This window comes from Rhodanobacter sp. FW510-R10 (genome assembly GCF_058781105.1).
In genome coordinates, this window is the sequence record NZ_JBYSWL010000001.1 from 776501 (window position 1) to 792199 (window position 15699).

The 15699-nt window shown below is 66.6% G+C and carries 14 protein-coding genes; 6 read left to right on the top strand and 8 right to left on the bottom strand.

Features of this window, described 5'->3' with window-relative positions; all coding sequences use genetic code 11:
• Positions 1 to 48 precede the first annotated feature (48 nt).
• Complete coding sequence (gene speA, locus AC3WJB_RS03175) at positions 49 to 1953, top strand: biosynthetic arginine decarboxylase (RefSeq protein ID WP_492678634.1); 1905 nt, start codon at positions 49 to 51, stop codon at positions 1951 to 1953.
• Positions 1954 to 1965: 12 nt separating this feature from the next.
• Here speA and AC3WJB_RS03180 read toward each other — a convergent pair whose 3' ends face one another.
• The 4 genes from AC3WJB_RS03180 to radC all read right to left on the bottom strand — a co-directional run bounded on the left by AC3WJB_RS03180 (position 1966) and on the right by radC (position 6271).
• On the bottom strand, positions 1966 to 2718 hold the full coding sequence (locus tag AC3WJB_RS03180) for an SDR family NAD(P)-dependent oxidoreductase (protein ID WP_492678636.1): 753 nt from the start codon (positions 2716 to 2718) through the stop codon (positions 1966 to 1968).
• 58 nt (positions 2719 to 2776) lie between these two features.
• A complete protein-coding gene (locus tag AC3WJB_RS03185) occupies positions 2777 to 3520 on the bottom strand; it encodes an SPOR domain-containing protein (RefSeq protein WP_492678638.1) in 744 nt (247 codons plus the stop codon).
• Complete coding sequence (gene argS / locus AC3WJB_RS03190; protein ID WP_492678640.1) at positions 3520 to 5208, bottom strand: arginine--tRNA ligase; 1689 nt, start codon at positions 5206 to 5208, stop codon at positions 3520 to 3522. Before argS ends, AC3WJB_RS03185 begins: the two co-directional genes overlap by 1 nt.
• Positions 5209 to 5599: 391 nt before the next feature.
• Positions 5600 to 6271, bottom strand: coding sequence for a RadC family protein (gene radC, locus AC3WJB_RS03195; protein ID WP_492678642.1), 672 nt, complete (start codon positions 6269 to 6271; stop codon positions 5600 to 5602).
• Between the two features lie 97 nt (positions 6272 to 6368).
• On the opposite strand from radC, the gene coaBC reads away from it, so the two are divergent.
• Genes coaBC through AC3WJB_RS03210 form a run of 3 tightly spaced genes read left to right on the top strand, consistent with a single transcriptional unit; the run spans position 6369 to position 10479 of the window.
• On the top strand, positions 6369 to 7574 hold the full coding sequence (gene coaBC / locus AC3WJB_RS03200) for a bifunctional phosphopantothenoylcysteine decarboxylase/phosphopantothenate--cysteine ligase CoaBC (protein WP_492678644.1): 1206 nt from the start codon (positions 6369 to 6371) through the stop codon (positions 7572 to 7574).
• Positions 7575 to 7579: 5 nt separating this feature from the next.
• A complete protein-coding gene (gene dut / locus AC3WJB_RS03205; RefSeq protein WP_492678646.1) occupies positions 7580 to 8050 on the top strand; it encodes a dUTP diphosphatase in 471 nt (156 codons plus the stop codon).
• A 59-nt stretch (positions 8051 to 8109) separates the two neighbouring features.
• Complete coding sequence (locus tag AC3WJB_RS03210; RefSeq protein ID WP_492678648.1) at positions 8110 to 10479, top strand: phosphomannomutase/phosphoglucomutase; 2370 nt, start codon at positions 8110 to 8112, stop codon at positions 10477 to 10479.
• A gap of 32 nt (positions 10480 to 10511) precedes the next feature.
• Here AC3WJB_RS03210 and AC3WJB_RS03215 read toward each other — a convergent pair whose 3' ends face one another.
• The 3 genes from AC3WJB_RS03215 to AC3WJB_RS03225 form a co-directional block, all read right to left on the bottom strand.
• Positions 10512 to 11153: a DUF4124 domain-containing protein gene (locus AC3WJB_RS03215; protein ID WP_492678650.1), complete on the bottom strand. Its 642-nt coding sequence runs from the start codon at positions 11151 to 11153 to the stop codon at positions 10512 to 10514.
• 93 nt (positions 11154 to 11246) lie between these two features.
• Positions 11247 to 11888 (bottom strand): orotate phosphoribosyltransferase, encoded by a 642-nt coding sequence (pyrE, locus tag AC3WJB_RS03220; protein WP_492678652.1) that lies wholly within the window; start codon positions 11886 to 11888, stop codon positions 11247 to 11249.
• Between the two features lie 11 nt (positions 11889 to 11899).
• Entirely contained in the window at positions 11900 to 12394 is a 495-nt protein-coding gene (locus tag AC3WJB_RS03225) for a GNAT family N-acetyltransferase (protein WP_492678654.1), read from the bottom strand.
• A 36-nt stretch (positions 12395 to 12430) separates the two neighbouring features.
• On the opposite strand from AC3WJB_RS03225, the gene AC3WJB_RS03230 reads away from it, so the two are divergent.
• Positions 12431 to 13198 (top strand): exodeoxyribonuclease III, encoded by a 768-nt coding sequence (locus tag AC3WJB_RS03230; RefSeq protein WP_492678656.1) that lies wholly within the window; start codon positions 12431 to 12433, stop codon positions 13196 to 13198.
• Complete coding sequence (locus tag AC3WJB_RS03235; protein ID WP_492678658.1) at positions 13188 to 14504, top strand: AmpG family muropeptide MFS transporter; 1317 nt, start codon at positions 13188 to 13190, stop codon at positions 14502 to 14504. The genes AC3WJB_RS03230 and AC3WJB_RS03235 overlap by 11 nt, the downstream gene beginning before the upstream one ends.
• 57 nt (positions 14505 to 14561) lie before the next feature.
• On the opposite strand, the gene AC3WJB_RS03240 is transcribed toward AC3WJB_RS03235, so the two are convergent.
• Positions 14562 to 15692, bottom strand: a complete 1131-nt coding sequence (locus AC3WJB_RS03240; protein ID WP_492678660.1) for an anhydro-N-acetylmuramic acid kinase — start codon at positions 15690 to 15692, stop codon at positions 14562 to 14564.
• Positions 15693 to 15699 lie beyond the last annotated feature (7 nt).

Here is a 15699-nt window from a genome sequence, read left to right on the forward strand (position 1 = left end):
CGAATGCGCGATCGCCAGCGGCTGCCGGCGCCCCGGGCATGGCTCAACATGAGGAGAACTTGCGTGAATGCCGCATGGACCATTGATGACGCCCGTCGCACTTACGCGGTACGCCACTGGAGTGACGGTTACGTCGACGTCGACGCAAACGGCCAGCTGCGGATGTATCCACGGGGTGAGCCAGGCCCGGGGCTGGCCTTGTCAGCGATCGTCGAGCGCGCGCACGCCGAGGGCCTGCGCCTACCGCTGCTGGTGCGCTTCCCGGACATCCTCGCCGATCGTCTGGCACGCATGCAGCACGCATTTGCGCAGGCAATGACCAGCGCGGCGTATGCCGGGGGCTATACCGCGTTGTACCCGATCAAGGTCAACCAGCAACACAGCGTGGTCGGCGAGCTGGTCGCGGCCGGAACTCGCGGCTTCGGCCTGGAAGCGGGTTCCAAGCCCGAGCTGATGGCCGTGCTCGGCATGGCCCGAACTGGCTGCACGATCGTTTGCAACGGCTATAAGGATCGCCAATACATCCGCCTGGCCTTGCTCGGGCGCAAGCTCGGGTTGAACGTGTACATCGTCGTCGAGAAATTGTCCGAGCTCGACTATGTTCTGGACGAGGCTGCAGCGCTCGGCGTGGAGCCGCAGCTGGGCGTGCGCGTGCGCCTGGCCTCGATTGGTGCTGGCAAATGGCAGAACACGGGCGGCGACAAGGGCAAGTTTGGCCTCTCGCCCTCGCAGGTCCTCGAGCTGGTTGCCCGGCTGGAGACGGCCGGCCTCAAGCACACGTTGCGGTTGCAGCACTTCCACATGGGCTCGCAGATCTCCAACCTGCACGACATCGCCAACGGCATGCGCGAGGCCACACGCTATTACGTCGAACTGCTGCACCTGGGCGTGCCGCTGGACGTGGTGGACGTGGGCGGTGGATTGGGCGTGGACTATGAGGGCTCGCGTTCGCGCAGCTACAACTCGATCAATTACTCGCTTGAGCAATATGCCCAGGCCATCGTCCAAGCCCTGGCCGAGGCGACACGGGCCGAAGGCTTGCCTGCACCGCACATCCTGACTGAAGCCGGGCGGGCGATGACCGCGCATCACGCGGTGATGGTGGTGAACGTTTCCGAGGTGGAGACGCTGCCACCGGGCATGGTGGCCCCGGCGACCAGTGGCGAGCCGGCAGTATTGCGGGACATGCGTGCCACCTGGGCGCAACTGGATCAGCGCCCGGCCCTGGAATTGTTCCACGAGGCCAAGCAGTTGCTGGCCGAGGGCCAGGCCCAGTTTGCCGCCGGACAGCTTGACCTGGCCCACCGCGCGCGCCTGGACGACTTGTACTACGCCGTCATCAATGCGGTGCGCGGCCGCTTGCTGCCGGCAGAGCGCGCGCATCGACAGGTGCACGATGAACTTGACGAGAAACTGGTGGACAAGTACTTCGCCAATTTCTCCGTGTTCGAATCGATACCGGACGTGTGGGCGATCGGCCAGATCTTCCCGATCGCACCGATTTCCCGCCTGGATGAAACGCCCACGCGGCGCGGCGTCATCGTCGACCTGACTTGCGATTCGGACGGCCGTATCGACCATTATGTCGATGCCGAAGGCGTGGACGTGAGCCTGGCCTTGCATGCGTTGCGCGAGGGTGAGCGCTATTGCCTTGGCATCTTCATGGTGGGGGCGTACCAGGAAACCCTGGGCGACATCCACAACTTGTTCGGTGACACTGATGCGGTGAACGTGCGCATCGACGGCGACGGTTTCCGTTTTTCACATATCCGTCGTGGTGACACCACCGATGTGATGCTGGATTACGTCGGCTACGATCTCACGGCTTTGCGCGCCTGCTTCCGCCGGCGCATTGCCGATGCTGGTTACGCCGGGAGCGAGGCCGAGGCGCTGTATGCCACCCTCGAAGCCGGGCTCACCGCCTACACCTATCTTGCCGACGGCGCGCGCTGAGCAACGCCTGTATCAGTCGCGGTGCACCTGTAGGCCGGCGGCCGACTGGCTAACCGGCATCACCTCGATGCGGTTGACGTTGAAGTGCGGCGGCAAGTTGGCGATCCACCAGATCGTCTCGGCCATGTCGTGGGCCGTGATCGGATGCGCGCCGGCATAGAGCTGGTCCGAAGCGGCCTGGTCGCCACCGGTGCGCACCAGGGTGAATTCGGTCTCGGCCATGCCTGGCTCGACCGAGGTCACGCGCACGCCCGTGCCGTGCAGGTCGGTGCGCAGGTTCTGCGAGAACTGGGTGACGAAGGCCTTGGTGGCGCCGTAAACGTTGCCGCCGCGGTAGGCATAGCTGCCGGAAATCGAGCTCAGGTTGATCAGCGCGCCGCGACGCTCGATCAACCGCGGCAGCAGCAGGCGCGTCATGGCCACCAGCGCCGTGACGTTGGTGTCGATCATCTGCTGCCATTGGGCGAGGTCCGCCTGTTGTGCCGGCGCCATGCCCAGCGCCAGGCCGGCGTTGTTGACCAGCAGGTCGATGCCGGCAAAGGCCTCGGGCAGGTCGGCAACGGCGGTGCGCACGGCGTTCAGGTCGCGCAGGTCGAAGGCGCAGGTATAGAGCTGCGCGGTGTCGTGCTGTGCCGCCAGTGCACGCAGGCGTTCGGCGCGGCGGCCGCTGGCAATCACGCGCCAGCCACCATGCAGGAAGCGTTCCGCGGTGGCGGCACCGAAACCCGCGGTGGCACCGGTGATCCAGACGGTTTTGTCAGGCATGGGCAATGGCGTAGGGGTGGTGGTGGGATTGGTGTGCGCTGGGTGTGGCGCGACGACGCTAGTTGCCTGCCTTCAAGGCAATGGCATTGAAACCCGCGCCAGCCAGCCGCTGCTTGGTCGATTCCAGCTCGGTGGCGGAGCGGAAAGGACCCAGTCGCACCCGATGGTAAGTTTGGCCTTCGATGGTGGCGGTTTGCACCTGGGCCACGAAACCCTGCAACGCGAGCTTGGCTTTCAGTGCATCGGCATCCGCCGGGCTGGGGAACGCGCCGACCTGCAACAGATAGCCACTCCCCGCCGCGGGCATGGGCAGCGCACTCGCGGGCGCTGCGGCAATGTTCTTGCTCACTGCGCCTTCCAGATCGGGCTGGGCTGCCGCTGGTGCGGCCGGGGGCGCGGCCACGGCTTGCGCGGCTTGTGCAGCCTGAGCCGCCTGAGCCGCCTGTTGGGCGGCAAGCTGCTTTTGCTGCTGCTCCGCACGGGCTTGGGCGCTGATCTCGGCATCCGGGATGCGCACTTCCTTCTCGGACAGTACCGAATAAAAATCGTATTGCGGCCTCTTGCTCGGCGCGGCGTTGCTGGCGCCGGTGGCTACGCCCTGGTCGCCATCGCCCTGGGCGACGGCCTGTGGGTTCGCTTGCGGGCCGCTGTCGGACTTCATGCTACGCAACAGGTCGCCGCGCAACACCACGACCATCAGCAAGGCGCCGACGATGAACGCCACCACGGCATAGCCCCATCCCGGGAAGCCGCCCTGCCGGTTGCGGACTGCCTGGCGGTTTCTACCCTTGCGCGCGGCCATTACATTTTCTCCGGAGCGGTGAGCCCAAGCAGGCCCAGGCCATTGCTCAATACTTGCCTGGTGGCCACCGCGAGCGCAAGGCGCGCATTGCGCAATGCCGCGTCGTCGACCAGGAACTGGTGTGAGTTGTAGTAGACATGGAAGGCGTTTGCCAACTCGCGCAGGCCGCTGGCGAGCAGCTGCGGTTCCAGTGCGGTGGCCGCGGCTTCCACCAGCTCCGGGTATTTGGCCAGTTCGGTCAACAGCAACTGCTCTTGCTCGGTGTCGAGGCGGGCGAGGTTGGCCAGGCCCTGGTCGCGGTCGAAGACGAGGCCCTTCTCAGTCGCCTGGCGCAGCACGCTGCAGACGCGCGCATGCGCGTACTGGATGTAATAGACCGGGTTGTCGTTGCTCTTGGCCCGTGCCAGGTCGACGTCGAATACCAGTTGCGAGTCGGATTTGCGCGCGATCAGGAAATACCGGGTGGCATCGCGGCCGACCTCGTCGATCAGGTCGCGCAAAGTGACGTAGGAGCCCGCGCGCTTGGAAATCTTCACCTCTTCGCCGCCGCGCATGACGGTGACCATCTGGTGCAGCACGTATTCGGGCCAATCCTTTGGGATGCCGACCTTGAGCGCCTGCAACCCGGCCTTGACCCGGGCGAGCGAACCGTGGTGATCCGAGCCCAGCTCGGTAATCGCGCGCTTGTAGCCACGCTCCCACTTGCTCAGGTGATAGGCCACATCAGGCACAAAATAAGTGTAGGTGCCGTCGGATTTGCGCATGACGCGGTCTTTGTCATCGCCGAAATCCGTGGTGCGCAACCACAGCGCACCGTCCGCCTCGTAGGTGCAGCCGTTTGCCACCAGCAGGTGCACGGTGTCCTCGACCTTGCCGCTCGTGTACAGCGAGGATTCGAGGAAGTGCACGTCGAAATGCACTCCGAACGCGTCCAGGTCCAGGTCCTGCTCGTGACGCAGGCTGGCCACGGCATAACGACGAATCGCTTCCAGGTCCTCGACCTCGCCGCTGGGCAGGAGCGTGGCGCCGTCGGCGACCACCGGCACCCGTTCCAGGTAGGCCCGGGCCACTTCCGCGACGTAGTCGCCGCGATAGCCGTTTTCCGGCCAACCGGGATCTTCGGGAGCGATGCCGCGGGCGCGGGCTTGCACGGACGCGGCGAGGTTGGCGATCTGCACCCCAGCGTCGTTGTAATAGAACTCGCGGCGCACATTCCAGCCATTGGCGGCGAGCAGCCGGCTCAGGCAATCGCCAATGGCAGCTGCCCGGCCATGGCCCACGTGCAGCGGACCGGTCGGGTTGGCAGAAACGAATTCCACCCCGACGGTCTTCCCGCCGCCATTCTGGTTACGACCGTAATGCTCGCCCTCGGCCAGGATGCGCCTGATTTGCGCCAGCGCGGCATCCGCGGCGAGGAAGAAGTTGATGAAGCCTGGCCCGGCAACGTCGACTTTTTGCAGCAACGGACTCGGCGGCAGCGCCGCCACCAACTTCGTGGCCAGCTCGCGCGGTTTGGCGCGAACCGCGCCTGCCAGCAGCAGGGCGATATTGCAGGCGAAATCGCCATGGTCCCGGTTGCGTGCGCGCTCAATCACGAAGGATGGCAGTGCCAGATCGGCGGGGAGTTCGGCGCGCGCCTTCAGGGTTTGGAACGCCTTGGCCATCAAGGCGTGCAGCTGTGTTTTCACTATGGCGCCGGGATCTGCATGGAACCGGCGATATTAACAGACGCCGCCATTCCCGAGCCCCAAGCCACGTGCGTATCGGTTGCCAGCGTGATGCCGGGTTACCGGTGCCAGCCGGAAGGTCGGCTGTGGATAACTCTGTGGGCAAGGGGAGCGATAGCTGCGAACTCGAAGCCTGCGTGGAGCCGAGAGACAGCATGACGTCGATATATTCATTTACAATCAATAAATTACAAATACAACCTGAAGCGTTGCAGGTCATTTCGCCCGCAACTGAGCGGTGTTCGGATTGTGCATAAGTTTCACGCACTTGCCGGCCACCGTTTGATCGGAATAGACAAGCAAAACATATTCATCCAGGCATATCCGCCCCGGACGGCGTGGGATGCTGGGGTCAGAGCAGACCGCGGGCTGCCATGGAAACCGGCTCGCCACTGCCGATCACCAAGTGATCCAAGACCCGCACACCGACCAGTTGCAAGGCATGGCCCAGATCCCGGGTGATGGCACGGTCAGCGGCACTGGGCTCGGCCACGCCCGAAGGGTGGTTGTGCGCAAAGATGACGGCGCAGGCGTTATGCCGCAGGCAAGCGCGGACAACTTCGCGGACGTGCACGCTGGCGCCGTCGACGGTGCCGCGGAAGAGTTCCTCGAAGGCCAGTACCCGATGCCGGTTGTCCAGGTACAGGCAGGCGAACACCTCGTAGGGAAGATGGCGCAGTTGCGCGCGCAGATAGCTCCCACTGTCCTTTGGGCTGGTGAGCGCCGGCTGCTCCCGGAGCTGCTCGGACAAGCTGCGCCGAGCCAGCTCGAGCGCTGCGGCCAAACGTGCGCGCTTGGCGGGCCCCAATCCGCCGCTGCGAACCTGTCCTTCGGGCCTGCCCAGCAAAGCCCCCAGGCTACCCGTCTGGGTCAGCAGCTCGCGGCCGAGGGCAACGGCGTCCTTGCCGCGGCTGCCGCTGCCGAGCAGCACGGCGAGCAGCTCGGCATCGGACAGCGCGCCGCTGCCGCGGCTCAGCAGTTTTTCCCGGGGGCGCTCACCGGCTGGCCATTCGCGAATGCTCATGGCGAGGAGGATGCCGCCGGCTGCGTGAGCATGGCAGCGGCATTGCCGGGCCGATCCGGTAAGCTAGCACTCTGCGTCATTGTCAGGCCGCCCCTACATGCGTCTTGCCCAACGCCGCATTCTCGTCGGGGTGTCTGGCGGGATTGCCGCCTATAAGAGTTGTGGACTGGTGCGGCGCCTGCGTGAAGCGGGTGCGGAAGTGCGCGTGGTGATGACGGCGAATGCGGCCCATTTCGTGGGGGCGGCCACGTTCCAGGCACTGTCCGGACAAGCCGTGCGGACCAGCCTATGGGATGCCCAAGCCGAAGCGGCCATGGGCCACATCGAGTTGGCGCGTTGGGCCGAGCGGGTCGTGATTGCCCCGGCGACGGCGGACTTGGTTGCGCGCCTGGCCCACGGCAGGGCCGATGACCTGTTGACCACGCTGTGCCTGGCCACCACGGCGCCGCTGTACCTGGCTCCGGCCATGAATCGCCAAATGTGGGCGCACGCGGCGGTGCAGGCCAACCTGGCCGTGCTGCGCGAACGCGGCGTGCACGTGCTTGGCCCGGCAGCCGGCGAACAGGCCTGCGGCGAGGTCGGTGCTGGACGCATGCTCGAACCCGAAGCACTGCGGGACGCCCTGGCGGCATCGTTTGTGGACGAGGTACTGCGTGGGGTGCGGGTCCTGGTCAGCGCTGGCCCGACCTACGAGGACCTCGATCCGGTGCGCTATCTCGGCAACCGCTCGTCCGGACGCATGGGTTTTGCGGTCGCGCAGGCGGCGGTCGAAGCGGGCGCCGCGGTCACCCTCGTAGCTGGCCCGGTGCAGCTGCCGACGCCTACCGGGGTCGTGCGCCGCATCGACGTGCGCAGTGCCGAGCAGATGCATGCAGCGGTGCTCGCCGCGGCACCGCAGGCGGATATCTACATTGGTGCGGCTGCGGTCGGCGACTATCGCCCGGCGCAGACGGCGGAACACAAACTCAAGAAGCAGGCGGACGAGGGCATTACCCTGGCCTTGGTGCAAAACCCGGATATCCTCGCCAGCCTGGCGGCACAGGCGCCGCACCCGTTCCTGGTGGGCTTTGCCGCCGAGACTGACGCCGTGGCGGACTATGCGCAGGACAAACTGCGGCGCAAGGGTCTGGACATGATTGCGGCCAACGAGGTGGGTGCTGGCGTGGGCATCGAGGTGGCCGACAACGCCTTGCGGGTGTTCTGGCCTGGCGGTTCGCAGAACCTGCCGCTGGCCCCCAAGCAAGAGCTCGCGCGCGACCTGGTGGCGAGTATCGCGCAGCGCTACCGGGCCGCGCGTGCATGAGCGACATGCCTGGACGCACCACCGTGGATGTGGCGCTGAAGATCCTCGATCCGCGGCTCGGACAGGTCATTCCCTTGCCGACCGCCGCTACGCCGGGCAGCGCGGGCATGGATTTGCGTGCAGCGATACCCGGGCGGCTGGTGCTCGCGCCCGGAGACACCGCGCTGATACCCACGGGACTGGCCCTGCATATCGGCGACCCGAATTGGTGTGCGCTGATCGTGCCGCGCTCGGGCCTGGGCCACAAGCAAGGCCTGGTCATGGGCAACCTGGTCGGCGTGATCGACGCCGACTATCAGGGGCCACTGATGATTTCGTGCTGGAATCGTGGCCGCGCGCCCTGCACTATTGACGTCGGCGATCGCGTTGCCCAGTTGCTCCTGGTGCCTGTAGCTGCACCCCGACTGCATGTGGTGACGGATTTTGTGCCGAGTGAGCGGCGTGAGGGTGGCTTTGGGTCCACCGGAATCACCTGAGCGAAACCCTGTTGCGCAGCGCAAGGTCAGCGAGGAACCCCGGGTTCTCGAGGAGTGACATGGCACGTAACGGATCGGGCACGCGTCAGGCACGTGGGGCGCAGGACTGGGGTCGCCTGCTCTCGCTCGCCGGGGCTACCGTACTCATCGCGCTGGGTTTGTTCTGCGCCTGGCAGGCCTGGCTGATCGTGCACGAGCAGGTGTTGCTGGATCAGGTCCGCACCGCGCGTGACCAGGCGGCATCAGCCCTCGCGGCGGAAATTGCCCGCGAACGCGAACCGATCGAAAAGGCGCTCGCCGGAGTCGATCCGGCTGTGGCCATGAGTGCGCCGCAGACCACGATTGCCGTTTGGCGCCGACAGCTTCCGCAGGTCCTGCAGCTGGAGCTCTTCAGCGGCAGCCTGGATGAGGTGCTCCACGCAAATTACCGCGTGTTTGGATACGCCAAGGCAGCGCAGCTCATGGCGGCGCCGGACTTTGTCGGCGCCCCGTTGGCGCAAAGCGTGGTCGCCACGCATGGCGACCGCCGCCTGAGCTTTGTCATTCCGGTTGGAGCGGCGCGTCAGCCGCTTGGCTGGGCTTGGGTCGAGCTGTCGTTTGCGACCTTGCAACAGCGCTTCGCGGCGTTGCCGACAGGCGGCGGTCGCCTGGAGTTGCGCCAAAGTGGGCCACAAGGCTATCTGACCCTGCTTGCGCATGGCGCCCCGGCCACGACGGCCGACTTGAATGGCGCCGCAGCGGTTCCTGGCAGCGCGTTCAATGTCGGCGGGTCCTTGCCGCAGGCCTTCATCGTCCTGCCGAAGTCACCGACGCTTGCTGGCTTGCTCGCCTTGCTCGGTGTCGCCGGTGGCCTGGCGCTGCTGTTCTGGCGTGTGCATGCGGCACGCCCAAGGACGCCGGTCGAACAACCGGCCGAGGTGATGCTGCCGGTAGCGACCGCTGCGCCGAAGCTCGCGCGCGCGGCGTCCCGGGCGGTGGCCGCGGGTGGGGTGGCGAAATCAGCACCGAAAGCGGCGGCTCCGACGAACGTGGTGCCGGCTGCGGCCGTGGCTGTCGACCCTGGCATCTTCCGCGCCTACGACATTCGCGGCGTGGTGGGCACCACCCTGACCGTCGCCGTCGCCGAACAGCTCGGTCGCGCGGTCGGCGCGCTGATGCTGGAGAAGAACCTACACGAGATCGTCGTCGGCAGGGACGGCCGCTTGTCCGGTCAGGAGCTGGTGTCCGGCCTGTGTACCGGCTTGCGCGCGACGGGCGTCGACGTGCTGGACATTGGCGCGGTGCCGACGCCGGTACTCTACTTCGCCACGTTCCATTGCAACACGGGCTGCGGGGTGATGGTGACCGGCAGCCATAACCCGCCGGACTACAACGGCTTCAAGGTCGTCGTAGGTGGCGAGACCTTGGCCGAAGCCGGCATCCAGGACCTGTACCAGCGCATCGCCAAGGGCAACCTGCCGGGCGACGCACACGGTAGCCTGCGCGAAATCGACGTCGGCCCGGATTATCTGGAACGGGTGGTCTCCGACGTCTTGACGGAGCGCCGTCTGCGGGTGGTGGTGGATGCGGGCAACGGCATCGCGGGCAAGCTCGGGCCAGAATTGCTGTCGGGGATCGGCTGCGAAGTGATCCCGCTGTACTGCGATGTCGACGGCAATTTCCCGAACCATCATCCGGACCCGTCCGTCCCGGCCAACCTGCGCGACCTGATCGACGCGGTGACCAAGATTGGCGCCGATCTCGGCGTGGCTTTCGATGGCGATGGCGACCGCCTCGGCGTGGTCAGCCACGGCGGCGAAATCGTCAGCCCGGACCAGGTGCTGATCCTGTTTGCGCGCGACGTGCTATCCCGCCAACCCGGCGCCACGGTGATCTACGACGTCAAGTGCACCAGCCACCTCAAGGGCCAGATCCTGGACGCCGGTGGCAGCCCGCTCATGTGGCGCACCGGCCATTCGCTGATCAAGGCCAAGATGCGCGAGACCGACGCCGAGCTGGCCGGCGAGATGAGCGGCCACTTCTTCTTCAAGGAGCGTTGGTACGGCTTCGACGACGGCCTATATGCCGCGGCGCGCCTGCTGGAGATCCTTGCCGGCGACCTGCAGCAGCGTTCGCCGGATGAGATCTTCGCTTCCTTGCCGCGCAACGCGGCCACACCCGAGCTGAAAATCCCGATGCACGAGGGTGAGCCTTTCCGATTCATGGAAAAATTCCGCACCCAGGCGAGTTTCCCGGATGCTGCCTTGACCACCATCGACGGCGTGCGGGCCGATTGGCCCGACGGCTGGGGCCTGGTGCGTGCCTCCAACACCACGCCGGTGCTGGTGCTGCGTTTCGAGGCCGATACCCCCGCCGCGCTGCGGCGGGTGCAGGATGTCTTCCGCCGGCAATTGCTGGCGCTGGAGCCCGGCTTGCAATTGCCGTTCTGAGCGTCGCTGCTGGGCGGGCGCCTGGCCTGCGACTACTGCACGTCGCCATCCTGCGCCGCTTTCAATGCGCGGTAACGTGCCAATGCGGCTGCCTGCTTCTTCACCAGCGCCTCCCGCGAGGTCTGCTGGAGGGCCAGGGTATTGCGTTGCCCGGTGACCACGGCGCGCTGCCTGGCGATGTCGTCGGTGAGGAATTTCGGTACCGTTTCCTTGGCGCGCTCGATCTCGGCAGCTCGGCCCAGCAGGTCGGCCAGCGATTTCTCCTGGGAGCGCAGGCTGGTTCGAGTGGTGCGGATCTGGCCGTCCAAGGCACTCAACTGTTGCTGCTGGAAGGCATGGTAGGACGCTTCGTCTGGATAGGCGCTGAGCATCTGTGCTTCGGCCGTGGCCAGGCGCCTGGCCACGCGCTGTTGCTCGGCCTGCTGCTGCGCCAGCTTGTCGGCTGCCGCGCGCTCTTCGGGAGTCAGCGGCCGGGCCACGCGGCTCACCACGATGCCCTGGTCGTTGATCACCGAATAGCCGAGCTTCATCGCCTCGGCATTCAGGCTGTCGCTGTAATGCGTCAGGCCCTGGGCGTCCTGCCACTGGTAGCGCAGATGGCTCCGGCTCTGCGCAAACGCAAGCTGGGTCGCGGCCAGGATAGTCACGATGATGGGCAACAGGCGTAGACGCATGGTTTTTACTCCCCCACGCTGGAGTATAGCCAGCGTCCGCGAATCACACGAAGGACAGCCGGGTTCGTCGGCGCTGGTCGGTGGAACTTGAACTCAGGCGCCAAATTGTGCCCGATAAGCCAGCAACGCAGCATGAGCGGCGGCCAGTTCGCCGCGGCTCCCGGCAAAGGCCAGGATGTCGGCCAGGGTGGCGATCGCGATGACCGGCACCCCCTCGTCCTCGGCCATCTCCTGGGCCGCCGAGCGTGCACCGCGACCGCGTTCCTGCCGGTCCAGCGCGATCAGGATACCGGCGGGCGTAGCTCCCTGGGCGCGGATGAGGGCCAGGGATTCGCGTACCGCCGTGCCGGCGGTCATCACGTCGTCCACGATGAGCACGCGGCCGGCCAGCGGGGCGCCAGCGAGGATGCCGCCTTCGCCGTGATCCTTGGCTTCCTTGCGGTTGTAAGCCCAGGGCAGGTCGCGCTGCTGCTGCGTGGCCAGGGCAATCGCGGTTGCCGCCGCCAGCGGAATGCCTTTGTAGGCCGGGCCAAACAGCATGTCGACGGCCAGGCCCGATTGCGTCAGTGCCTGCGCGTACGCCGCGCCGACGCGGGCCAGCGCCGCCCCGGAATCCAGGCGACCGAGGTTGAAGAAGTACGGACTGACGCGACCGGACTTGAGCGTGAATTCGCCGAAGCGCAACACCTCGCGCTGCAGCATGAGCTCGATGAATTCGCGCTGGTAGGCGTGCATGGAACCCCCCTTCAGGGCAGCGTGCGCCACAGCAGGTGCTGCGGCCCGGAACGGCCGCCATGGTACAACCCGTCGACGACGACGAAGCCATGCCGCCGGTACAGCGCGAGCGCGGCGGCGTTGCGGCAGTTCACCATCAGCACGAGCCGGCGCGCGGTGGGGTAGCGCCGCGCGAGATCATCGAGGATGGCCGCCATGGCGAGGTTGCCGTAACCGCGGCGCTGCCATGCCGCATCGATCTGGAACGAGCGCAGGCCCAGGGCGTCGGCATCCGCCTCGCGGCCGGTGAGCGCGCGCGCGCTGCGCTCGATCCGGCAATAGCCCACCACGGTGTCGCCGAGCAGCAGCGCCAGCGGCTCGCTGCCCGGACATTGTTCGGCATCTGCCAGCGTGGCGGCGGGCGGACTGACAAAGCCCTCCTGTTCGGGTCGCGCGTGCAGACGCAGCAGGTCGTCCCGCAGCTTGGGCGTGACCGGCACGACGCGGAGGAAGGGCGGCGGGGGCATGTTGCTATGATGCCTGCCATCGCTCCGGGAGTCGCCATGCGCATCATCACCCTCAACGCCAACGGCATTCGCTCGGCTGCAAACAAGGGAGTATTCGAGTGGCTGCGTGGGCAGCGCGCGGACGTGATTTGCCTACAGGAGACCAAGGCGCAGGAAGACCAGCTCGCCGATCCAAGGTTTCGCCCCAATGGCCATCACTGCTACTACCGCGACGCCAGCAGCAAGAAGGGCTATTCGGGCGTCGCCATCTACACCCGGCGCGAGCCGGACGAGGTGCGCACCGTCTTGGGCTGGGATGCGTTCGACAACGAGGGCCGCTATGTCGAGGCGCGCTTCGGCAAGCTGAGTGTGGTGTCGCTGTACTTCCCTTCCGGTTCGTCGGGGGAGGAGCGCCAGCAGTTCAAGTTCCGCGCCATGGAGTGGATCGCTCCGGTGTTTGGCGGCTGGCTGGGCAGCGGCCGTGACTATGTCATCTGCGGTGACTGGAACATCGTGCGCAGCGAGAAGGACATTCGCAACTGGAAGTCCAACCAGAAGAATTCCGGCTGCTTGCCGGAGGAGCGGGCCTGGCTCAACGGCCTGGTCGAGGGTGGCTGGGTGGACAGCTACCGCACGCTGCATCCCGAGGGCGAGGACTACACCTGGTGGTCCAACCGCGGCCGTGCGCGCGAGAACAACGTGGGGTGGCGCATCGACTACCAGATCGTCACCCCCTCGCTGCGCGGACGGCTAAAAGCTTGCTCGATCTACCGGGATGAGCGCTTCTCCGACCACGCGCCCTACACCGTCGACTATGCCGACTGAGCCGGCTGCGCCCCGCCCGACCAAACCATCGGTGTGGCGGGCGTTCACGCAACCGGCAGCGTGGACCATGTGTTTCCTGGGCTTTTCCTCCGGTCTGCCGTTCCTGCTCGTTGCCGGTACGTTGGCCTACTGGCTGAAGGAAAACGGCATCCAGCTCAACGACATCACGATGATCGCCAGCGCTGGCATGACCTACGCGTTCAAGTTCATCTGGGCGCCGCTGCTTGATCACGGCCGGATTCCCGGCTTCGCCCGACTCGGCCGCCGTCGCGGCTGGCTGCTGTTTGCCCAGCTTGGCGTGGTGGCGGGGTTGTTGGCGATGGCGGCGTTGACCCCCGCGCAGCTGATCCCGTTCGTGGTGGCCACCCTGGTGGTGGCGTTTTGTGGCGCCACCCAGGACATTGCCGTGGACGCCTACCGTATCGAGATCGCGCCAATCGAGGATCAAGGCGCCCTGGTTGCCACCTATTCATTGGGCTACCGCATCGGCTTGCTGGTGGCTGGCGCTGTGGCCCTGATCCTCGCCGACCATGTGGCCTGGCGCGTAGTCTACGTGGCGATGGCACTGACCATGCTGGTGCCGATCATCACCACCCTGGTAGCGCGCGAGCCACAGGTGGAACGTGCGCAGCCGGTGGGCTGGCGCGCGGCGATGCGCGAGAGCGTGCTCGATCCCTTCGCCGATTTCTTCCGCCGCTATGGCTGGGCGCTGGCGGGGGTGACCTTGCTGTTCCTGCTGCTGTTCAAGTTGCCCGAACAGGCCACGGTGGGCGGCATCATGAGTCCGTTCTACCGCGACATGGGTTTCTCCAAGACCGAGATTGGCACCATCACCAAGATCTACGGCATTTGGATCGGCATCGCCGGCGTGTTCATCGGCGGTGCGGCGGTGGCGCGCTGGGGCGCGTGGCGGCCGCTGGGCGTGACCATCGTGCTGTGCGGGTGCAGCAACCTCTTGTACCTGACCCTGCTCAGCCAGCACGGCAACCTGCTGGCGCTGACCCTGGTGATTTCCGTCGAGAACCTCACGCTGGGCATGCTGGGCCCGCCGACCGTGGCGTTCCTGTCCTCGCTGGTCAGCCGCGAGCACACCGCCACTCAATACGCGCTGCTGAGCTCGCTGGTGAACCTGCCAGGCAAGGTGCTCGGCTTCTTCGCCGGAGGCATCGCCATGGTCACCGGCTACGGCGGCTATTTCATCGTCACCGTGCTGGCGATCATTCCCGCCATGCTGCTGTTTGCATTCCTCACCCCGCGCTTCCGCCGCATCGAGCGGGCGCAGATGGGCGCACCCCGCGACGGCTGACGGTGGCACCCCCGGCGCTGGTCCGTCGCGCGCTGGAGGTGATCATGGGACGGCGAGTCACGCCGTCGCAGTCCCCGGGGCGCGATGCAGCGCGCCGAGGATGCGCGGGCCGCGCGCGCCGGTCACCGTCGGCAGGTTGCCGGGCCGGTCGAGTACGCGTTGGCGCGCCAGCCAGGCGAAAGCCATGGCTTCGACGAAATCCGGGTCGATGCCAACCTCCGCCGTGCTGGCCACGCGGCGCGGCGCGAGCAGCGTGCGCAGGCGGCGCAGCAGGGCCGCGTTGTGCACTCCGCCGCCGCAGACCAGGATCTCGTCGGCGTCCGCCGCATGTTCGGCAATGGCGGCGCTGACGCTGCGCGAGGTGAGTTCCAGCAGCGTCGCCTGCACGTCCGCGGGTGGCAGGCCGGCGGCCATCCCGGAGCGCGCAAGCCAATCCAGCTGGAAATAGTCGCGCCCGGTGCTTTTGGGCGGCGCCAGCGCGAAATAGGGGTCGGCCAGCAAGGCGTCGAGCAAGCGTGGATCAGCCTGGCCCGCTGCAGCGAAACGGCCGTCGCGATCGAACGGCTCGCCGCGCTGCTGGCGGTACCAGGCATCAAGCAACGCATTGGCCGGCCCGGTGTCGAAGCCGCGCACTTGGCCGTCGGCATGCAGCACGGTGACGTTCGCGATACCGCCCAGGTTCAATACCACCCGGCACCGGCCCTCGCGCTGAAGCATCGCGGCGTGAAACGGCGGCACCAGGGGCGCGCCCTGCCCACCGGCAGCCAGGTCGGCGCGGCGGAAATCGGCGACCACATCAATGCCGCAACGCTCGGCAATCAGCGTGGGATCGCCAATCTGCATGCTGAACGGAGCATCGCCCAGGGGCTGGTGGCGGATGGTTTGGCCGTGCGAGCCGATCGCGCGCACGTGTCGCAGGTCGATTCCAGCCTGCTCCAGCAAGGCCAGCGCGGCATCGGCAAAACAGTGCCCTACGGCGTGATCCAGCCGACCGAGCGCATCCAGGCCGATGCCTGGCGCTTCCTGTGCCAGGGCGGCAAGGCGGGTTCGCACGCCGGCCTCCCAGGGGTGGATTCGGCTGGCCTGCAGGCGCGGTTGGGCGCCGCCGAAATCCACCAAGGCGGCGTCGATGCCATCCATGCTGGTGCCGGAAATCAGCCCGAGGTAAAGCTCGCGGGCGTTCGCCATGGGCGGG